We start from the raw sequence: 22389 nt of genomic DNA on the forward strand, positions 1-22389 counted from the left end.
GGTGCGGTTGGTTGGGTCGGTGGCCGTACGAGTGGCGCTAGCCGACGACGAGGCCCTGCTGCGGCGGGGCCTGAAAGTCCTCCTCGAGGCCGACGGCCGGGTGGAGGTGGTCGGCGAGGCGGCCGACGGCGCCGAACTGGTCGAGGTCGTCCTGGCCCACCTGCCGGACGTCGTGCTGGTCGACGTCCAGATGCCCGGCGTCGACGGCCTGGAGGCCGTGCGCCGCCTGCGCACGTGGGCCACGCCGCCCGCCATCGCCGTGCTGACCACGTTCGACCTCGACGACTACGTGGCGACCGCCCTCGACCTGGGCGCCCAGGGCTTCCTGCTCAAGGACGCCGAACCCGAGGCCCTCGTCCGCGCCGTGGTGGACCTCGCCGCGGGCGGCGCCGTCCTGGACCCGCGCATCACCGCCCGCCTGCTTCCCCGCCTGAGGGGCTTCCGTGCCAACCGCCAGCTGGACTCGCTGTCCGCACGCGAACGCCAGGTGCTCGAACTGGTAGCAAGCGGCCGCTCGAACCACTCGATCGCCGAGCAGCTCTGCCTGTCCGAGGCGACGGTGAAGAGCTACGTCTCCACCGTCCTCACCAAACTGGGAGTGGAGAACCGGGTGCAGGCGGCCCTCGTCGCCCACCAGGTCGGTGCGTGGTGAAGGCAGTCCTGCGCGAGGTCCTCACCGTGGGCATCACCACGGGAGTGGTCCTCCTGACCCAGGACCGCCCGTTCCCGTGGTCACTGTGGACGGCCGTCATCGCCTCACTGCTGCTCTCCGTACGCCTGCGCTGGCCGTGGCTCGCCTCCCTGATCTGCATCCCGGCCGTAGCAGGTGGCCTCGGCTGGGCACCGGCACTCGTCGCCCAGTTCCGCCTGGGCCGCAAGGAGAAGTCCCTCCCGCGCCAGGTCTTCTGGATGATCGCGATGACCGTCGCCTCGACAGCACCGGTGCTCCTGACCGAGTCCATCCCTCCAGGCCCGCTGCTCCTGGTCGCAGCCTTCGCCTTCGGCCTGGCAGCCGCCCCCACGGTCCTCGGCGCCCTCGTCACCACCCGCAAGGAACTGACCAGGTCCCTGTACGAAACCCGCAGAGCCCGAGCCGCGGAACTGGAGGCTCGGGAAACCTCCGCCCGAGCCGCGGAACGAGCCCGGATAGCCCGCGAGATCCACGACGCAGTAGGCCACCACGCCACCCTGATAGCAGTCGAGTCAGCCGCCCTGGCCGCCACAGCCCCGGACGACACCGTCCGCGAGACCGCGCTGCGCTTGCGTTCCCTGGCAAAAGAATCACTCGCCGAGATGCGAGCCGCCCTCGGCCTGTTGAATTCCGACACCACCTACCCGTCCCTGCAAGAGCTGGTAGACCGAGCCCGCGTGGCAGGCGTGTCCGTGACCCTCTCCGAATCAGGCGACGCACCTCTGTCGCCGGCAGTGTCACGCGCCCTGTTCCGAGTGGTCCAGGAAGCCCTGACCAACGTGACGAAACACGCCCCGGGCGCCTCCGTGACCGTGACCGTGACCCGCGGCTCACCCGTCCGGGTCTCGGTGGTGAACGGCCCAGGAGATTCATCTTCGCCGGGTGATGGCGGAGGCGCGGGCCTGCACGGCCTGTCCGAGCGAGTCCGTCTGGCCGGCGGCACCCTGACCACCTCCTACCGCGCCGACGGCGGCTTCAGCGTCAGCGCCGTCCTACCACCCGGTAAGTCGAAGGTTGACGTACAAGACTCGACTTTCGGCGGTGGCGCCCGCGACGCCGCCACCGCATAGTTCAGGGTGTCGGTCGAGGATCGGGGGATCGGTCGGACCGAGGGGCGCAGGGACCCGAGCTTCGGGTCCCTGCCGTATTTCCGCAGCTCACGGCCTGTGGTGGGGGCCGTTTTTGATCTCTGTGCAGGGTGTTGTAGGATTTCCCATGCACGCCGGGAAACCGGGAGTGTGGCCGGGACGTGGCGCAGTTTGGTAGCGCACTTGACTGGGGGTCAAGGGGTCGCAGGTTCAAATCCTGTCGTCCCGACGGCCAATGACCAGCGGGTTTACCTTTCGAGGTAGACCCGCTGGTGTCGTTTTTGCCCGGTTGTGGTCGCAAAGTGGTCGCGCTATGCCGCTTCGGCTTCTTTCAGGGCCGTTTCGATTGCCTTCACCGCATCGAGTGCGACATGGCGGAGCAGGTGACCGTAGATCTCCGTTGTTGTCGACAAGGTCGAGTGGCGCAGCGTCTTCGATGCCATGGCCAGCGGAACTTGCGAGCTGAGCATCGTGGTTGCGGCGAAGTGCCGCAGGTCGTGGACACGGATCCGCGGCAGTTTCGCCTGTTCGGCGAGTTGGCGGAAGCGGCGCAAGACGTACTCGGGTCGGAGCGGTTGGCCTCCGCGTCGTGTGAACACGAGCGCGCGTTCGGGCTGTCGGCTCGCTTGATCCTTGAGCGCGGCAGCAACTCTGTCGGAGAGGCCGATCCAAGCAAGGCTGCTCTTGGTCTTCGGCGCGGTGAAGACCGGCGTGGAGTTGTTGATGTTGGACAGCGTGTAGCGGACGAAGAGCACGCGCTCGTCGAGGTGGACGTCAGACCAGTGCAGGGCGAGCGCCTCGCCTCTGCGCATGCCAGTACCGATGATCAATTCGAATAGGTTGGTCAACGGTTCGTTGTGGTCAGCGCAGTGTTTGAGGAACGTCGCGGCCTCAGTGGGTGACCAGCACACCGGCTCGTACTTCGTAGGTCGGGTGACCGAGACATACCTGGCCGCGTTGTACGGCAGGCGGTGTTGTCGCACGGCGTCGCCGAGCGCGCTGGACAGAGTTGCGAGGCAACGACGTAGAGTCGTGTGCCCGCGGCCGGCCTCCAGCTGGTTGCGGACGTAGAGCACGACGTGCTGGTGGGATAGATCTTCGAGTCTGATCAACCCGATGTGCGGGATCAGATCCTTATGAACGTACGCGTGGTAGTTCGCCATCGTGGTCGGCTTGAGCGTCAACGCCTTGGCGCGCAACCAACTCTCGAGGTAGGCAGCGACCGTTTGGTGGTCGTCGATGACGATGCCGGTGCGCTCGCATTCCAGCATCTTGCCCAGCGCCGCTTGAGCGTCTGCCTTGGTCGCGAAGCCGCCCCGGCGTCGTGTCCTCCGCTTGCCGTCGAGCGTCGGCAGGTCAACTGCGTAGGTCCAGGATCCGTGCTTGCGGTTCGTCAGCTTCGGGCAGCGAGCGCCGAGTTGGCGACCGTCGGCGCCACGGCAGGCGCAACGGCGGTAAACGCGCCCGCGGTTCGGGTTCCTCATGACGAAACTCTCCGGTTCCTTCGAGCTGCTCCCTGCGAGCAGTCCAGGATCGGAGCATGTGCCGAATGCGACCACAGCGCGACCACAGACTGTATCCATGCTGGTCAGGCCGATGGCACTTGTGACTGTGACAACCGGTTCCGTTTACGGAGTAAAAGCACGCATCTTCGCGCGGAAGGCGCGTGAGATACAACGGGCGCAGTTTACTGCAGGTGATCGCTGTGAGAATTGATTTATTGCGACGCTCCTGGTGTCACGTTTTTGACTAGTTTGCTCCTACTCCCGTGCTGCTTGTTGCGATTTACCGAGTAGGGTGTGGCTCTTACAGCTAGAGTGCGTGCGGTAACGGGTGGATACGAGAGGGCGACAAGTAGGCCATGAGTGATGTGCCCGCGCTGATCGACCGCTACGTGGTGGAGCGCGAGCTTGGCTCCGGAGGCATGGGCGAGGTGTACCTCGCCTACTCGCCCGCTGGCGATCCCGTTGCGGTGAAGCTGATCCGCAGCGATCGGCTGGATCCGGTCACCCGCGCACGGTTCGAAAAGGAAGCTTTGATCGCCCGGACCGTCATCGGGACGAACAGGGTTGCGAGGTTCCTCGACGCGGATCCCTATGCTGATCGCCCCTGGCTGGCGATGGAGTACGTGCCGGGAAGCACCTTGTTCGTTCACGTCGAAGCGCATGGCCCGTTGCCTGCGCCGCTCGTCGCAAGTCTTGGTGCGCTTCTGGCCGAAGGCTTGGCAGCAGTACATGCCACAGGGCTCTTGCACCGAGACCTCAAGCCACAGAACGTGATCATGGGCGGCTACGGTCCGATCCTGATCGACTTCGGCCTCGGCGCCTTCCTTGACGCGGCGAAGGACACCCTCTCACACAGCGGAATGATCATCGGCACAGTCCGCTGCATGCCACCTGAGCAGGCGATGGGCCACCCGCAGGTCACTCCAGCTGCGGACGTGTATGGACTGGGGACCGTTCTGCTGTACGCGGCGACAGGGCACTACCCCTACGAAGGCGGCCGATGGGAAGCCATCGTCGGACAGGTCGCCGACCCCCGCCAGCACCCTGACCTGGGCGGCCTCCCGGACGCTCTGCTTCCGCTGATCTCATCGATGCTCGCGCACGATCCGGCCGATCGTCCTTCTCTCGAGACGGTGACAGCCGAGTGTACGAAGCTGATGTCCGACAACAGTTTGTCGCCAGTGAGCGCCCGGCACGCATTGATCGACCGCACGGTTGGGAGTTCGTCAGCGATAGCTGTATCACCTCCACCGCCTTCGCTGCTGGACCAACTCGAAGCACAGGCTGTCCCCCTTGGCGGCGAAATGGCGCTGGACAGCCCTCTTGACGGTCTGCCCGATGCGTCCGCGGATGCCTCGGCGAACGAGGTGCCCAATGAAGTCGACCAGGCCGCCACACCCCCTCAGGCTGGCATGCGCCGCGGACGGGCGCCTGCTTCGCAGCGAGTGGCCGAGGAGCTGCGGAAACAGTACGCAACGCAACCTGGGTTGTAGTCAGTTCTGCAGGGTTGGACGAACGAGTTCATGAATGGAGTGCGCTTGACCGCGAACGTCGGGCGGGAAGACGGCCAGGACGTCGGCGCCCTTGAGGTCGAAATGGCGCAGGAGATGCCTGAGCACGCGGCGAGGTACGCGCCTGGCGCCCAGGTGCGTATTCGTGACGAGCAGTGGTTGGTGAGGAAAGTCAGCAGTACTCGCCACGACGGCTGGATGCTGGAAGTTACCGGCGTCTCCCCGTTCGTCCGCGGAACTGACGCGGTCTTCTACGAGAAACTCGAGGAGCTCGAGAAGCGCGCCGGCATCGAAGTGCTCGACCCTCGGAAGACCCGGCTGGTGGCTGACGACTCTCCGAATCATCGCCGGGCGCGTCTCTACCTGGAGGCGGCGATCCGCAAGACCGCCTTGCCTCAGACAGAGCACGGTCTCGCCCTCGCCGACAGCTTCCTCATGGACAAGCAGACCCATCAGCTGCGTCCCGCCGAGCTCGCGCTGTCGATGCAGAACCCGCAGCCGCGCATTCTCATCGCGGACGTGGTGGGCCTTGGCAAGACCTTGGAGATCGGACTTCTGCTCGCCGAGCTCATTCGTCGTGGCCGTGGTGAACGGATCCTCGTGGTGACGCCGGCACACGTCCTGGAGCAGTTCCAGCGCGAGCTGTGGACCCGTTTCTCCATTCCGCTGGTGCGGCTGGACTCGACCGGCATCCAGCGGATCCAGCAGGACATTCCGGCGGGCCGCAACCCGTTCGCCTACTTCAAACGCGCCATCATCTCGGTCGACACGCTCAAGAGCGACGTCTACGCGCACCACCTCGGCAACACCGACTGGGACGCTGTCGTCATCGACGAGTCGCACAACCTGGTCAACCGCGGTACCCGCAACAACGCGCTCGCCCAGCTGCTCGCCCGCCGTACCGATGCCCTGATCCTCGCATCCGCAACCCCGCACAACGGCAACGCCGAGTCTTTCGCCGAGCTGATCAAGCTGCTCGACGAGGCCGCGATCGCGAACCCGTCGAACTACGACGTGAAGAACCTCGAGCACCTCTACATTCGGAGGACGAAGACTTCACGGGAAGTGCGTGACTCCCTCAAGGGGGCTTGGGCCGACAGGGGACCGTCCTTGCCGGTGGAAGCCAAGGCAACGGACAAGGAAGAGGCAATCTTCGAGGAGCTTGCTTCCCGGTGGATCCCGCGCGACCGTGCAGCAGGCTCGGTCAGCGATCATCAGCTCTTCCCGTACACGCTGTTCAAGGCGTTCCTGTCTTCCCATAAGGCATTGCGGGAGACCATCGGGACGCGACTGCGCACGTTGGCCAGTGCCAAGGCTACGAGCGAGATCGAGCGGTCGGCGCTGCTGGACCTCGACCGGCTCGCCTCTCGAATCGAGGACGCCGACTCCGCGAAGCTGACAAAGCTCGTCGAGGTGCTCAACGAACTGGGAGTCGGTCCCAAATCGACTACCCGCGTCGTGATCTTCTCCGAGCGCATTGCGACGTTGAAATGGCTCGCTGAGGTCGTGCCCGCACAGTTGGGATTCCCCGCGGGCAAGAGCGATGACAAGAACAAGCCGTGGCTGTCCTACGGCGGCGTCGTGCAGGTGATCCACAGCGAGGCCACCGGTGAGGACGAGCAGAAGAGGATCGTGGAGAAGTTCGGCCTGCGGGACGATCCGGTGCGGATCCTGGTCACCAACGATGTCGCCTCTGAAGGCGTCAACCTGCATCAGCAATGCAACCAGCTCATTCACTACGACCTGCCTTGGTCGTTGATCCGGATCGAGCAGCGCAACGGTCGCATCGACCGCTACGGGCAGGAACGTTCCCCCGAGTTTCGTGCTCTTGTCCTTACCAGCGACGTGCAGTGGCGTGTGGATGAGGAGACTGGTGAGGTTCTCTCGCTTGATGACCGGTTGGTCGGTGCCAAGCTCCTTCGGCGGGAGGAGGAGGCTCACAAGATCGAGGGATCGGCCGAGGCCGTCACAGGCTTGTACCGGGCCAAGGAAGAGGACGACCGCCTGACGAAGGACCTGATCGCGGGCCGCACCGTCGAGACCTCCATCAAAAAGTCGCGGCAGGGCAGCGCAGGTTTCCTCGCGACCATGCTGGGGAACGTGGGCGCGGACCCCGACCACGCAGAGGTCGCGATCGCAACGGTCCCCTCAGTGTTCGAGTCCACGGCCGCGTACTTCGACGAAGCACTGCGCCAGATCTGTCCGACCCGTCCAGAGGACGACCTCTCGTTGCGTCGTGACGAGGACGGCACCATCGCCTTCGAACCACCGGCCGATCTGCAGTACCGGTTCAAGGCGCTGCCCAAGTCCTATCTGGATGAGCAAGGCATTCTGCCGACCTCGGCAAGGCCTGGCCGGCTGCTGATGACCTTCTCCAAGCAGCTTGCGGAAAAGCGGCTCAAGGCAGCACGCGACTCATCGAAAACGCTCTGGCCCAACGTCAGCTACGTGTCAGACGTCCACCCGGTGTTGGACTGGGTGACGGACAAAGCTCTCGCTTCGATCCGCTATGACGAGGCGTTCGTCCTGGCTTACTTGCCTCACGAGCGCCTGACAGGCCCGGTGTTCCTCGTCCAGGGGATCTACTCCAATGCTCTCGGCAGGCCGGCCGTCGTGGAGTGGATGGCGGTCCTCGGCCTGCCGGACACGCCCAGGGTGGTGCCCATGGATGCCGAATTCCTGGAGCTCTGTGGAGTGGGGCCGCGGATGCCTGGGCGCGCGACACCGCAGGACAGGGATGGACTGCAACGCCTTGTCCCGCAAGCAATCGATGAGGCCGAGCGGTGCCTCGTGCAGCGGGAGAACGAGTACGCGCAGCGCATCGACCGGGTTCTCGAGCCTTACAGCAGGCGCGTGCAGGAGTGGCGAGATCAGGCGGTGCTCTTTGCAGCGGGTAAGACCGGAGAACAAGGCGTGAATCTCGCCGCCAGTCGCCGCGAGGGGCTCATCGCGTCATTGAAGACCTCCGGGGCGCCGATGCTGCGCTTGCTCGCCGTCCTCGAGCCGCTGTCCGACGCGGAAGGCACCGCCCGATGAGCGCCGACTTTGACTCCTTCACCAACCGGGGCGAGTACTTCTCGGCGCACTACTTCGCCGACCAGCTCGGCGTGGATCTGAAGAAAGGGCTCCTCGCCACCTGGTCGCTGCGTGAGACCGACGAGCACGACAAGCGCAGGACGCCGCGGCAGAAGCTGCGTGATCTCCGCGCCGACTACCTGTCCGAGCGAGTCCGAACCTTCTTCGCCGAAAGTGCGGAGCAGGACGCAGCGGACGACGACGAGGTCTCCGCTCGACTGCGCACCCACAACAATCCGGAGTGGGTCAAGCGGCTGGGGGCCTGGCATCAGAAGGTTCTCGATGCCCTCGGCTTCGCGGAAGGCCCCACGCAGCTCACGGTCCACCGAGCCGGACGCGAACACGTCGTCGAGGCAGCCTGGCACGGCGATGGGATCGTTGCGATCGAATGCGGCTGGGCAGCGGTCAACGACTCCGCTCTCGACGCCGATGGCCCTGGACGGCTGCTGCATCCGTTGCGGGTGGGCGCCAGCGAGGCGTACGAGACAGGGCCGGCCCTTGCGACCTGGTTGTTCCAGAGCGAGCTGAACGAGGCCAGCGGCGCGCCGCCCCGCTTCGTGATCCTGCTGTGCGGCGGAGTCATCGTGCTCGCCGACCGACAGGCATGGGCCGAGGGACGTTTCCTCGTCGTGAATCTGGATGCGGCACTGGAACGCAACGACCGCAAGCAACTCGGTGAACTGGCCACCATCGCCGCCCTCTTCAGCCACGAGATGCTGGTTCCTGGAGAGGACGGCAAGGGACCACAGATCGACGCGCTCCTCAAAGCGTCGACGGACAATGCGGTCGGAGTCTCCGGGGAGCTCCGTGAAGGTCTCCAGCGTTCGGTCGAGATCATTGCCAACGAGGTGCTGGCGCGGTTGGACGCGGCTGGCGTTGAGCCCCGGCAAGTCGAGGACATCAGGATCCCGTTCGCCAAGGAACTCACCCGCGAGTCGCTGCGCTATCTCTATCGAATCCTGTTCTTGCTATACGCCGAAGCTCGGCCTGAGCTGGGCATCCTCCCTGCGGATGACGGTTCCTACGAGGCCGGCTACTCGGTAGCCCGACTGCGTGAGCTCGTCGAGCGCGACGAGCAACTCATCGAGGAGGAAGCCAGGAACGGGTTTCACCTCTTCGAGTCGCTGCACGTCCTCTTCGACAAGGTCAATGACGGGCACCGTCCGTATGGCACCGAGTCCGACGACGACCTGCCGGGCGACGACGAGGCGACCCGGAAGTCGAAGGCTGCACGTCGAAGCGAAGACCGCGGCCTTCGGTTCGAGCCGCTGCGCAGTGAACTGTTCGAGCCGAAGGCGATCCGGCTGATCGGGCGCAGCGTCAACGATCCTCGTGCGGCTGAGGACAGCGGTGCCGTTTTGGATCTGCGGCTGCGCAATTCCGCGCTGCACGAGGTGCTGCGGCTGCTGACGATGAAGAAGGCCACCCGGCGCGGTGACCGCGGTGGGTTCATCTCGTACCGAAACTTGGGCATCAACCAGCTCGGCGCCGTCTACGAGGGCTTGATGTCCTACACCGGGATCATCGCCGAGGAGGAGCTGTGTGAGGTCGCCAAGGGAGGTGATCCGGACAAGGGATCGTGGCTCATCCCCGCGCACCGGCAGATGGACTACCCGGCGAGCACGCTCGTCGAGTACAACGAGCACGACAACCGCAAGGGTCTGCGAGGGCCGAAGCGTTACCCGGCAGGTAGCTTCGTCTATCGGCTTGCCGGGCGAGACCGCGAGACGTCTGCCTCGTACTACACGCCGGAGTCACTCACCAAGGTCACGGTTGAACTGGCGCTGAAGCACCTGCTCGACCAGGAGCGGGACGCCGACGGGAACACGATCAGGACGCCGGCAGCGGAGCTGCTGAAGTACAAGATCTGCGAGCCCGCGCTCGGATCCGGGGCCTTCCTCAACGAGGCGATCAACCAGGTCGCCGATGAATACCTGCGGCGGCGTCAGGACGAACTCGGAGTCTCGATCCCGACAGCGGACGCCTTGACCGAGAAGCAGAAGGCCAAGGCGTACATCGCGTTGCACAACGCGTACGGCGTGGACCTGAACGCGACCGGTGTCGAGCTGGCCGAAGTGTCGTTGTGGCTCAACACGATGCATCCCGGCATGCGGGCACCCTGGTTCGGCTTGCACCTGCGTCGTGGCAACTCGCTCATCGGTGGGCGACGAGCGGTCTATTCGGGGGAGGACGTCGCCTCGGCGGAGAAGGCGTGGCTGAAGATCAAGGGTGGCCTGGCTCCGACTCCTTTGCCGTTCTTGAAGGATGGTGTTGAGCAGCCCTTGCCGCAGGACGCGGTGCACCAGTTCCTGCTGCCGAGTCCTGGCTGGGCGGCGGTTGCGGGGGCAACCGAGGCCAAGGAACTCGCCGGCAGTGAGGCGCACCAACTCGCCGGGTGGAAGAGGGGGATCCTCCAGCGGCCGGAGCGCAAGACGACGCATCTAAACAAGAAGACCGGCGAGCCCAAGGTCAAGAACGGCGAGCCAGTGCCCGAGCCGCAATCCCAGTTCACCAGACTCCGCGACGCCGCGAGGCGGGTGGAGTTCCTGTGGTCGCTCGTCGTCAAGCGGATGGAGATTTCCGAGCAGGCGATCGCGCGCCGGATCGACGTCTGGGGCGCCGATCCGGCTGATCCTGAGTACAACTTCCTGCGTCGGCCGGAACATGCGGTCGAGAAGGTCAAGGTCTTGGAGGACCTCTTCAACGCCGTCGACACGCCCTACTGGCGGTTGAAGACCGTCATGGACGCCTGGTGCGCGCTGTGGTTCTGGCCCGTTGACAAAGCTGGGCTACTTGACGGAACAGATGGGGTGTATGAGGAAGTTGTCGCGGTGGACACCGTGGCGGTCAGTGCCCTGCTCGGTGAGTCGCCTGTCGCGGTGACGACCTGGCCTCGGGTTGAGGAGCGCTTCGCGTTGTTCGCCCTGGGGCCTGAACAGACTTCGCTCGGTGACATGGAGCCAAAGCCTGATGACCTGATCGTCGAGGCCACGGAGATCAAACAGAGAGGCCTGTCGAAGCCCAAGGTGAAGCCGAAGGCCGTGCCTCTGCGGGATGCCATCCCGTTGAAGGATCTCGACGACTGGCTGGACTTCCTGGAAGCGATGCTGGGCACGGGGGACGTGTCCGAGGATGAGATCATCAGTCAGTTCAACAACCTTGACGAGCTGAAGGACTTCGAGGCGGTCCTGCCGGCGTACATGGGGATGGATCTGGCGGATCCGGAACAGCGCTTCCCGTGGCTGCACACGGTGCGGGACATCTCTACGCAGCAAGGCTTCCTTCACTGGGAATTGGAGTTCGCACTCGTCTTCGCCCAGGGTGGAGGCTTCGACCTTCAGGTGGGCAACCCGCCGTGGGTACGCCCACGCTGGAACGAGTCTGCTGTCCTGGCTGAGCACGAGCCTTGGTTCGAGCTGCAAGAGAAGGCGTCGACTGCAGAAAAGGAGCGCAGGCGCGAAAAGCTCCTTGAGACGCCGAAGACACTTGAGTACTTCCTTGGCGAGCTGACCAACACGACAGGGCAGGTTGCGTTGTTCGGCTCCTCTCAGGTCTACCCGCTCCTGGTGGGGACTCAGCCTGACCTGTACCGGGCGTTCATGTCACAGGTGTGGGCGCACGCTTCGTCTGTCGGGACGACGGGGCTTGTTCATCCGGACACACACTTCACTGGAGACAAGGAGGGGGTCCTCAGGTCGGCTGCCTACAGCCGCCTTCGGATTCACGGTGACTTCGTCAACTCGGGCCAGCGATTTTTCCCTGAGCCAGTTGGTCACACTGCTCACTTCGGTGTGCATATCTACGGACGACCTGGAGAGATCAGGTTCGACCACCTGTCGTGGCTGGTCTCGACGGATGCTCTGCGGCACTCAGCCCAGCACGATGGGTCAGGTGAGGTGCCGGGAATTCGATACCGCAACGGTGATTTCGACGAGCGTCCGCACTCAAGCCGTGTGGTACCGGTCGATCTGGAGCAACTCTCTGTCTGGCGGCGTCTCCTTGACAAGGAGGATCAGCCCGTCGAACAGGCACGTCTGCTGTTCCCGGTCAGCAAGGCGGAAGCGTCGGCCATCGAAGCCCTTGCGGACTATCCGCTCCGGCTGGGGTCCATGTCGCCACAGATCAGTTCTGGGTATCACGAAAGCGGCGCCAAGAAGGAAAGCCTGATCGACTACAACCGGCGAGATGCTGTCACCGGACAGGAGTACCAACCTGACCGGTGGCGCAAGGTGATCCTTAAGGGAACGCAGCTGAGCGTCGCCACCCCTGTGTTCAAGCGGTATGACGCCAACAGCAACGACCCGTATGGAGCTGACCTCGTCAGCCTCTCGCCGGACTTCGTGCCTGACACCGAGTACGTGCGTGTGCAGGGCAGAACACAGGCTTTCCTCGCAGCGCAGGATCGTTGGGTCGACTATCGCGCGCTCGCACGTCTTCGTATGGACGAGAAGGCGATTTCTCGCGCACGAAGCCGGGTTGCTCTGGCTGAAGGCATCAGCGAGGACGAGGTCGATGCGGACAAGATCGATGCACTGCTCGTGGCCAGAGCTCGGCGACGGTACGCCGCTTTCTATCGGCTGGCCTGGCGTCGCCAAATCGCGCCCAACACTGAGCGCGCACTGTATGCGGCCCTGGTGCCACCTGGTACCACGCATGTTGGTGGTTTGAGCAGCCTTGCAGTAAACACGATCGGGGACACCGTTCTACTGGCAGGATTCTTTGCCTCTCTACCTCTGGACTACTTCCTACGAGCGACTGGTCGAAGCGATCTCCACCCTTCGGTGGCCAAGGCTATGCCCGCCCCGGCCTCAGGCCATCCGCTGTCTGTTGCGCTTCTGCTCCGCACTCTGCGCCTGAACTGCCTCACGTCGGCATATGCCCGCCTGTGGGCAGAGCTGTACGACCCTGGTTGGCAAGACGGCGAGCGCTGGGCACACAAGTGGCCAGGCCTTCAACCGCTCCACGACGTCACGCCGGAGTGGAGGCCTGAGACGCCGCTGCGGTCCGAGCGAGCGCGCCGATCTGCGTTGGTCGAGATCGATGCTCTGGTGGCCGTGTGGCTAGGGATGAGCGCGGACGCCTTGATCGCCGCATATCGAGGGCGCTTCCCGGTGCTGCAGAAGTATGAGGCTGTCACGTGGTTCGACGCCGACGGCTGGAAGCTGGCTGGCAACGCTCGCACGATCGGTCAGCGGCAGTCAAAGGAGACCTGGGCTCAGTTCGAGGCCTACCAGGCTGCTCCGGACACTGCCCCGGTGCCGGAGGGTTACACCGCTCCGTTCTACAAGGCTGATCGCGAAACCGAGATGCGCGAAGCGCACGCCGTGTTCCAGGCTCGTCTCGACGCCGCCGTCGCGCGCGGCGAATGGGACCCGGTCAAGCAGGAGGTGCCGCAGTCGTGAGGCCGACTCTGGAAGCACGTGGACTCAAGGAAAGCCTGCTGCAGTACCTGTCGACCACCTACGCCCTCACCGATGAAGGTGCCCGCGAGTCGCTGCACCGGTTCCTCGGAGATGAGACCTCCGGAATGTTCCGTGGTCCGTTCCTGCGCATCCGCACACCCTTCACCACCGCGGATCCCAGCTGGCGCGAGCTGCTGGACTGGAAGCGCGAGGACGGCTGGATGCCGTACGCCCACCAGGCCGAGGCGTTCGCCCGGCTGAGCTCAGCGGCTGGCCGAACCCCGCAGCCGACCGTCATCACCACGGGCACGGGCTCCGGTAAGACCGAGGCGTTCCTGTACCCGATTCTCGATCACTGCGTGCGGGAGAAGGCCGCCGGCCGCGATGGGATCAAAGCGGTCTTCCTGTACCCGATGAACGCCCTCGCGACAGACCAGGCGCAACGTCTCAACGGACTGCTCGTCGAGCACAAGGCATTGAGCAGGCTGCACGCGGGTCTGTACATCGGCGACCGAGCGGCAACCAAGTACGAGAAGGTCCATACCCGGCGCTCGGACATGTGGATCTCGCCGCCCGACATTCTCATCACCAACTACAAGATGCTCGACCTGTTGCTGCAACGTTCCCACGACGCTCCGCTGTGGACCGACGCGGACATCCGCTACGTCGTCGTGGACGAGTTCCACACTTACGACGGCGCACAGGGAACCGATGTGGCGATGCTGCTGCGTCGTCTGGCTGCCGCGGTGGGGGAGCCTGAGCCTGCCCGGCCACTCGGCCGCATCTGCCCGGTGGCCACTTCCGCGACTTTGGGCTCCGGCGCCAATGCTGACGCGAGCGCTCTGCTCGAGGTGGTCATGCAGGTCTTCGGGACCGAGTTCACCGCGGACGCGGTGATTGGCGAGAACCGGCAGTCGGTGGACGAGTTCATCCCCGTCCACGACTTCGATCCGGTCCTCCCGTTCCCGTTGCCCGAGCAGCTTGCTGCGTTGCCCGATCCGGCCACGGGCGAGGAAGCGTTGGCGGATCTGGTCGAGGCAGTCACCGGCACCCGTGGCCTGGATCCGTTCGTGCTTGGCGCGAACCTGAAGAAGCACATGCTCACCTCAGCCGTCATGCGATCGCTGGACGGCGCGGTGCGGACGGGCGCCGAGATTCTCGACATGATGTGGCGTACTGGCGCGCAGTCATGGGTGCAGGCGATCACCCGGCAGCCAGAGGTGGCGGCCGGTGCTCTCGCCCGGTTCGTAGCGCTGCTCTCCATCGCGCGTGACCCCGAGTCCAGTCCGGAACGGCCGCGTCCGTTCGCGCATGTCGAGGTACACCAGTGGGCTCGTTCGGTGTCCAGGCTCGTGCGGGGTGTGGTGCCGTGGCCGAAGGCGGAGTTCCGGTGGGACACAGCCGGAACCAACGATGCGCACGGCGCGAACCACGGCCGTACGGCTCCGGTGACGGTGGCGACGTCCGGTCAGTCAGCGAACCTGTTCTTGCCTGCGGTTTACTGCCGCGACTGTGGGCGCTCTGGCTGGGCTGTGTTCTCCCCGGAGAGCGACGATCAAGACGTGGAGTTCGACACTTACAAGATCCGGCGGGCCTCCACCAGTCAGGACAAGATCAGGGTTCGCAACCTGATCGCGGCGACTGATCGTGAGGCGCGTGAAGGTTCCGGCGCTGCACCGATGGCGGTGTCGGCTCGTTCCATCAGGGACAAGGGCGCACTTGCCCATGGCACGGGTGGGATTCTGCTGGTGCTCGATGGGCTTGAGCGCCGGCTGAGGGTGCCTGATCCGCAGAAGGACTACGACCAGTCGACTGGTGAACCGCGTCTGACGGCGCGTGATTCGGCCTTTGTTCTGGTCAACATCGGCGATACCGCGAACACCGCGGCCGGCGAGGACTGGTGCCCGGCGTGCGGCGAGCGCAATGCGATCCGGTACTTGGGTACTGGTGCCGCGGCACTCGCGGCGGCATCGGTGACCCAGCTCTTCACCGGAGGCGAGCTCGACGAGGAGCAGGCCGAGGACAAGACGCTGATGTTCAACGACTCGGTGCAGGATGCCGCGCACCGGGCTGGGTTCGTTGCCAGCCGTTCGTACACGTTCTCACTGCGTGCGCTGCTGAAGAAGCATCTTTCCGAGGATCGGCCGACGGCACTGAACGACCTGATCGCCGACGTTGTCGCAGCGACCACCGATCCGAAGACCTTGAGCGCGGTCGTGCCGACCGACCTGCACGATCACAAGGGAGTGAACCGGCTGCTCTCCGGTCAGGGTCGCGGCGGAGATCTGAAGACCTGGCGACTGATCGGCGAGCGGCTCGCCTTCGAAGCGTTGATGGAGTTCGGTTTCCGGTCGCGCAATGGCCGCACCCTGGAGCTGACGCGCACCGCGGCTGCACAGGTTCGTGTCTCCGACACGGCTGCGGCTGTGGAGCTCGTCAAGACTGTCCACGTCGGGCTCGAACGTGGTGGCGTGGTGCCCGAAGCGCAGGAGGATTCGAGATATCTGGCGTTTCTGCGGATCTTCCTGGAGCGGTTGCGGACTCGTGGTGCGATCAAGCACCGATGGTTGAAGGGATATCTGCAGGAGGCAGGTACCAGCCGGTATCACGTCTGGGGTGGTCGGCCGCCGGGCATGCGGGCGTTTCCGAAGGGGATCGGCGCCCCGGTGTTCTTGCTGGGGCAGCCCAAGGCTGGCAGCGAGTTCGACTTCGCCACAGGCCGGTTGTCTTGGTACGAGCGTTGGGCGCAGCGGTGTCTGGAACTGCCGCGTGAACAGGTCCCGGAGTTCTGGAGCCAGCTGCTGCCCGAGCTTGCCGGTGCCAGCTTGTTGTCGGTCGGCACGCCCAATGACAGCTCCGCGCGGATTTACGGGCTTCAGCCGGGCAACATCGACATCCGGTTGTTGACCGACGACGAAGTGAACACCGCGTTTGTTCGTTGTCCAGTGTGTTTTTGGGAGCAGACGGTGCATCCGGCACTGCTGGAGCAGTGGCACGGCCAGCCTTGTCCTTCCTACCGTTGCCGCACCGGTCGGCTTGTCGCCGGAGACCGGCCGGAGGAGCTGGGAGTCCACCAGCGGGATCGCGACTACCGTGCCGACTACTACCGGCGCTTGTATCGGCGTGCTGGCACGTACCAGGTGATCACGGCCGAGCACACCGGCATGCTCAGCCGTCCTGAGCGTGAGCGGGTTGAGGCGGCGTTCAAGCATGGCACCGGGTTCAAGGATCCCAACGTGCTGTCGTGCACGCCCACGCTGGAGATGGGTATCGACATCGGCGATCTGTCCGCCGTCGTGCTGGCAGCGTTGCCGCGCCGCCCTGCCAACTACGCGCAGCAGGTCGGCCGCGCTGGACGCCGCACCGGCAATGCCTTCCTGTTGACCATTCCCGACCGCAGTCGCCGGGCCCTGTACTTCTTGGACCAGCCCAGGGAGATGATCGCCGGCCAGATCGTGCCACCCGGATGTCACCTCTCCGCGGTCGAAATCCTGCGCCGTCAGTACCTCGCTCACCTGCTGGACCTCGCATCACGAGACCGTTTGCTCCGGAGCGACGGTGTCCCGTTGCGCGCCTTGCCGCTGCAGGCCCCCGCCTTGTTCGGCCCATCCGGCTATCTCGTTGACCTGGTCGAGGTGGCCATCGCTCAGGGCGATCAACTTGTCGAGGGGTTTTTGGCGCTCTTCCCTTCCGGGGTCAACGACGAGGCCAAGGCCGACCTGCGCGCCTATGCGATACGTGGGCTGCGAAGCGCGGCCGAGGAGGCTGAACGTGACTGGCGGCGCAGCGAGGACATTCTGCGCTCCCGTCTGAAGATGATCGACGAAGCGCACGCGGAGCTGCACGAGTCGGATCCTGACCAGGCCAACCAGAGGGCCGAACTCGACGCCGAACGGCGGGCGGTCGGCAAACGCTTGCTCCAGCACGGCATGACGCCTGCGCAGAACGCCATGTGCGACCTCGGGCTGCTGCCGAACTATGCCCTGATTGACACCGCGACCACGCTGAACGCCACGTTGTACTGGTCTGAGGGCGCGGATCCGGTCACGGGGAAGGATCGGTTCACGTCCAAGCTCTCTTCTTACGACCGGCCTAGGCGGTACGCGTTGTCGGAGCTCGCGCCCGGCAACACGTTCTACGTCAACGGGTACAAACACGAGATCACCGGCATGGAGATCGGCACCACGGCTCACCGCCAGTGGCAGCAGTGGAGGTTCTGCCAGGACTGCGGTTTCGTGCGCACCGAGAACGCGGTGGAGGACCGCTCGCCGTGTCCACGCTGCCGCAGCCCTCGCATCGCCGATGACGGCTCGTGTCTGCATCAGGTGGTGGAGCCTGCCGTCGTCACCTCCCGTGGCAAGCGGGAGGATGCGCGGATTGGTGACGACAAGGATGACCGTGATCGGCGGTTCTATACCGTCATCGACGCGGTGGACATCCCGACCGAAGCGATCGAGCCGGACACGTCGTGGCGCCATGCAACACAGACCTTCGGTGTCGACTTCTGCCGGAACGCGATGGTCCGGCGCGTCAACGTCGGCCTCGCGCGCTTCGATCGGAGCCTGGAGGACGATCTCGCCGGGCAGCCCGTCCGGTTGAGCCCGTTCCACGTCTGCACCGGTTGCGGCGCGGCGACGGCCGACGGCAAACCGGTCTTCGACCACGATACGGATGCGCTGAACTCGTCCGCGGCGCGCAACCCCAAGGTCAAGCACCACCAGCCCTGGTGCCCGTTGCGGCGGGGAAAGCGCGCGGACACGGTGCCTCAGGTACCGGTGTTGCTCGCGCACCAGCTACGGACCGAGGCACTACGGGTACTGCTACCCGCGGCGACCGTGCTCATCGAGGAGAAGGTCCACTCGTTCCGCGCGGCGCTACGGCTGGGTGTAGACAAGCACTTCGGTGGTGATCCACAACATCTGGACACCACTGTGGCGTCGATGCCGGACCCAGCGACCGGGGAACGGCGCTACTTCCTCGTTCTCTTCGACCGGCTCCCCGGCGGTACGGGTTATCTGCACAGGCTCACCGATCCGGTCGCGTTCAGAGCTACGCTGGCCGATGCGCGGCGGACGTTGCTCGACTGCCTGTGCAAGGACGAAGGCCGCCTTGCCTGTCACCGTTGCCTGCACCGCTACACCGACGAGCGCTATCAGGACATCGTCTCTCGGCGCGAGGCCCTGGAGATTCTCAGCGACCTGCTGGGCACCGTAGACGACCGCGGCGAGACGCTTGTCGATGCGTGGGCAGTCGAGAAGCTCCCGCACACCGGGCAGATCGGTCTGGACAGGCAGGTGGAGTCTGACCTTGAGGCTCGTTTCCTGGCCGCGTTGCGAGGGTGGGTCACCACCGACGAGAAGGCGACGCTGGACGAGGACGGCCGGGCCAGTGGTTACCTCCGGTTCGCCGACACGAACGGGGTCATCAACTGGCGATTGACCACCCAGCAGGACCTGGACTACACGCGCACCGACTTCACCTTCGAACGGGTCGACGGTCCGAAGCAGAGCGTGACCGTTTACCTAGACGGCTATCGCTACCACGCAACCCGCAAGTACAACCGGCTTGCGGATGACTGCGACAAACGCAACCAGCTCCGCGCCGATGGACGGGTCGTTTTTCAGATCACCTGGGACGACCTCGATCTGTTCGAGAACCGCAACAACCGGGCCGAACCGGTGTGGCCCCCGTACCAGGGGCTCTCCCAGGAACGGGCCAAGGACGTCTACGAAGGACTGGGCGAACACCGCGCCCACCTGGCCGACGCCGTATTCGTCGATCCGATCCGCTCCCTGCTCGCGTATCTGCGGCGCCCCGACGCCGGGCTGTGGGCACGTCGTGCCAAGGCTTTGGTAGCAGGACTGACGACCTCAGCGGTCCCGATCGCCCAAGGGGTCGATCGGGAGGGTGCAATGGCGGCACTGCGGGCTGAACTTGCCTCGCACGAGGTCGGGATGGCTGGGGAGGACGGGCCGGTTCACGTATTGCGTGGCACTGACCTGCGTGGGCTGCCCATCGTCCTGGCCGTCGACTTCAGCGACGAGGCTTCTGCCGACACGGTGCGCTGGAGCGCCATCGCGATCGTCGATGACAGTGACGAGGTGCTGGAGACTGACGAGCACAAGCTCCGCTGGCGTTCCTGGCTCTACTGGTCGAACCTGCTGCAGTTCCTCTCCCGTATGGGTGGAGACGGGGTGCAGCTGGCCTCCAGCAGGGCTGCCGCCTTCCCTGTCGAGATCCTCACCGTCTGCGGTGGCGGGAGCGAGCTGGATTCCCTCGTCGAGCTCAAGAGGCCGAGGAAGGTAGCGGAACCGGACGACTCGCTGTCAGCTGCTGAGCAGGACATTGCGCAGCTGCTGCGAGATGCGTCCTGGGATGACGAGATCCTGCCGATCCTTGAAGAGGACGAACCGGAGTCAGCGCTCACCAGGCTTGCCAGACTGCTCGCCGCACACGGCAAGCGAGCACCCATCTTCGGACACGAGCTCGGCGAGGCGCGCTGGCAGGCGGACTTCGCCTGGGCGGAGTCCCGTGTCCGCGTCGCCGTCGTCGCCAAGTCCGACGACGATCACGACGAGGAGGCGAGGAATCGCGATTACGCGTACGCGGAGGCTGGCTGGACGGCTCGCACCGCGGACGCCTGGCTCGACCACCTCGACTCACTTCTCGAACTGCTCCCCGACGCGGAAGGTACCGCCGCCCGATGACCGCACGGCTCAGCCTGTACCAGAAGGCCGAACAGGAGCTGTACAAGCTCGACCGCTCGGTGAAGGCGAAGTTCTACGACTTCTGCCATCTCTTCCGTGACAACCCTGATCATCCTGGACTCGATCTCAAACCGCTCAAGGGCGATCGCCGGGTCTTCCGAGCCAAGATCGACCAGTCCTACCGGGCGCTGCTTGCCAAGACGGGCATTGACGACAGGGGACAGGAGAACTGGCTCGTCATCGCCGTGCGGCACCGCAAGCACGTGTACGAGGAGCTCTCCGTCGCGGTCAACCGGATCACCGGCGAGATCGAGTTCGTGGATCTCTCAGTGGTCGGCGAAAGCGTGTTGCAGCGCGCCGGTGTCACGCTCACGCCCGCCGAACCGGAACCCGAGGCTCCACACGCCACGCCGAGTAAGCCGAGCAGGGCCGTCGCTCCGCTCCTCGCCGGCATCACAGCTGAGGACCTCCGCGGCCTCGGTGTCACAGACCAACTGATCGATCTTGCCCTCGCAGTCACCGACAGCGGTGAGCTCGACCAGCTGGTCTCCGGTGCGCCACTGCTGTCCAAGGACGTCCTCTACGGGCTTGCTGCCGGTATGAGCATGGACGAGGTTCGCCGGGAGATCACCTCCCAGGTCGAGGTCGAACTGGGCAACGACTATGCCGAGAACCTGAGCGCGGCCCTTGCTCGTACCACGGTCACTACCGTCGACGAGGACCTCAAGGCCGCGATCGAGGAGGGTGACTTCCGCACGTGGAAGGTCTTCCTGCACCCGAGTCAGGCGAAGCTCGTCGCTCGCCACTACAACGGCCCGGCACGAGTCTCCGGCGGGCCGGGCACCGGCAAGACCATTGTCGCCCTGCATCGGGTGAAGCACCTCGCTGAACAGGTGCCGCAGGGCTCAGGCAAGCCGATCCTGTTGACCACGTTCACCAAGAATCTCACCACGGACCTGCGTGCACGCCTCGCCTCGCTGCTGGAACCCGAGTTGTTGGCCCGCGTCGAAATCACCCACATCGATCAGCTCGCCGCGCGAGTTCTCAGCGAGAACGCCGGCGTCGGCGCAGGCAAGCAACGTGTCTACGACACCGTGGCGCTCGGCGTCCTCCGCCAGGTGCTCGCCGAGGTCGACGACCAACGCTGGGACGCCGAGTTCCTGCTGGAGGAATGGGACCAGGTCGTTCTCGGTCAGTCACTGAACACCCGCAAGGCGTACTTCGAAGCCCGTCGCGCAGGCCGCGGCCGGTCGCTCACCCGCCCCGAACGCAACCAGATCTGGAAGCTGCTGGAGCAGTTCACCGCACGCCTGGACAAGGAAGGCATCGAAACCTGGGGCCAGGCTGCGGAGCGAGCGGCCCGCTTCGAGATGGAGCGCGCCGCGAAAATTGAGGAACGGCAAGAGAACAAGTCTGCCGAAGGCCCTGCCCAGACCCAGCCTGACGACAGTTCCGGCATGCGCTATCTCAGCCACCGCTACCGGCATGTGGTCGTCGACGAGGCTCAGGATCTCCGCGCCGCGCACTGGACGATGTTGCGTGCCATGGTGCCGAAGAGTCCCAACGACATGTTCATCGCCGGCGACACTCACCAGCGCATCTACGACCACCAGGTCACCCTCGGCACGGTAGGTATCAACATCCGCGGCCGTTCGTCACGACTGACCCTCAGCTACCGCACCACACGGGAGATCCTCGCCCGCGCCATTGGCGTCGTCGACCCCCAGAAGGTCTCCTACGACAACCTCGACGACGGTGTCGACACCCTCGATGGCTACCGCTCAGTGCTACACGGTCCGGCACCTGAACTCGTGGCCTGCGAATCCTGGGAGGACGAACTGCGCCAGCTCGCCGCGACCTTGACGAGTTGGCGCACCGAGATCTCCACAGGCGACAACGGAGTTCGGCGCGATCCCCGCGGCAACGTGGCCATCTGTGTCGCGGACAGGGACATGGTCAGCCAAGTCATGCACTACCTCACGACACAAGCCGAGATCAGTTGCGCCGAACTCACCAAGGACGGACCCAAGGGCGACGGTGAAGTCCACGTCGGCACGATGCATCGGTTCAAGGGACTCGAGTACCAGAAGTTGGCGATCGTCGGCGTCCGCGACGGCGTCATCCCTCGTACCGGCATGATCGAGCGCTACCGGAAGGAAGATCAACAGCGCTTCGCCCGAGAAGAACGCAAAGCACGCTCGTTGCTCTTCGTCGCTGCGACCCGTGCCCGCGACACCCTTCGGATCAGCTGGCACGGCAAGCCGAGTCCGTATCTTCCGGTGTAGATCGCCGCGGCGACGAGTGCGTCATCCGGTAGCTCGTCCGATCCGCCCATGCCTCGACGGTGCTTCCGCAGGAACATCCGGTAGGTTCCCCCGGTTCAGCGAGGGCAAGGCCACGCGGATGTCAG

The 22389-nt window shown here is 64.9% G+C and carries 8 protein-coding genes and 1 tRNA gene; 8 read left to right on the plus strand and 1 reads right to left on the minus strand.

What is annotated here, in order from left to right; all coding sequences use genetic code 11:
* Positions 1 to 19 precede the first annotated feature (19 nt).
* The 3 genes from L6E10_RS12275 (at position 20) to L6E10_RS12285 (ending at position 2008) form a co-directional block, all read left to right on the plus strand.
* Positions 20 to 652: a response regulator transcription factor gene (locus L6E10_RS12275; RefSeq protein WP_236219630.1), complete on the plus strand. Its 633-nt coding sequence runs from the start codon at positions 20 to 22 to the stop codon at positions 650 to 652.
* The gene (locus L6E10_RS12280) at positions 646 to 1761 is read left to right on the plus strand and encodes a sensor histidine kinase (RefSeq protein WP_236219631.1); all 1116 of its coding nucleotides are present in this window, start codon (positions 646 to 648) and stop codon (positions 1759 to 1761) included. The genes L6E10_RS12275 and L6E10_RS12280 overlap by 7 nt, the downstream gene beginning before the upstream one ends.
* Before the next feature lie 173 nt (positions 1762 to 1934).
* Positions 1935 to 2008, plus strand: a tRNA-Pro gene (locus tag L6E10_RS12285).
* An 82-nt stretch (positions 2009 to 2090) separates the two neighbouring features.
* Here the strand turns inward: L6E10_RS12285 and xerC are convergent.
* A complete protein-coding gene (gene xerC, locus L6E10_RS12290) occupies positions 2091 to 3263 on the minus strand; it encodes a tyrosine recombinase XerC (RefSeq protein WP_236219632.1) in 1173 nt (390 codons plus the stop codon).
* A 377-nt stretch (positions 3264 to 3640) separates the two neighbouring features.
* Between xerC and L6E10_RS12295 the strand changes: the two genes are divergently transcribed.
* The 5 genes from L6E10_RS12295 to L6E10_RS12315 are packed head-to-tail and all read left to right on the plus strand — an operon-like array spanning position 3641 to position 22264.
* Positions 3641 to 4777, plus strand: a complete 1137-nt coding sequence (locus L6E10_RS12295; RefSeq protein WP_236219633.1) for a serine/threonine-protein kinase — start codon at positions 3641 to 3643, stop codon at positions 4775 to 4777.
* A 45-nt stretch (positions 4778 to 4822) separates the two neighbouring features.
* Positions 4823 to 7831 (plus strand): DEAD/DEAH box helicase, encoded by a 3009-nt coding sequence (locus L6E10_RS12300; RefSeq protein WP_236219634.1) that lies wholly within the window; start codon positions 4823 to 4825, stop codon positions 7829 to 7831.
* Positions 7828 to 13272, plus strand: a complete 5445-nt coding sequence (locus L6E10_RS12305; protein ID WP_236219635.1) for a class I SAM-dependent DNA methyltransferase — start codon at positions 7828 to 7830, stop codon at positions 13270 to 13272. The genes L6E10_RS12300 and L6E10_RS12305 overlap by 4 nt, the downstream gene beginning before the upstream one ends.
* Positions 13269 to 19979, plus strand: coding sequence for a DEAD/DEAH box helicase (locus L6E10_RS12310; RefSeq protein WP_236219636.1), 6711 nt, complete (start codon positions 13269 to 13271; stop codon positions 19977 to 19979). The genes L6E10_RS12305 and L6E10_RS12310 overlap by 4 nt, the downstream gene beginning before the upstream one ends.
* The gene (locus L6E10_RS12315; RefSeq protein ID WP_236219637.1) at positions 19976 to 22264 is read left to right on the plus strand and encodes a UvrD-helicase domain-containing protein; all 2289 of its coding nucleotides are present in this window, start codon (positions 19976 to 19978) and stop codon (positions 22262 to 22264) included. Before L6E10_RS12310 ends, L6E10_RS12315 begins: the two co-directional genes overlap by 4 nt.
* Positions 22265 to 22389: the final 125 nt, after the last annotated feature.

Source organism: Lentzea sp. CC55 (assembly GCF_021056325.1).
Taxonomy (GTDB): domain Bacteria; phylum Actinomycetota; class Actinomycetes; order Mycobacteriales; family Pseudonocardiaceae; genus Lentzea; species Lentzea jiangxiensis.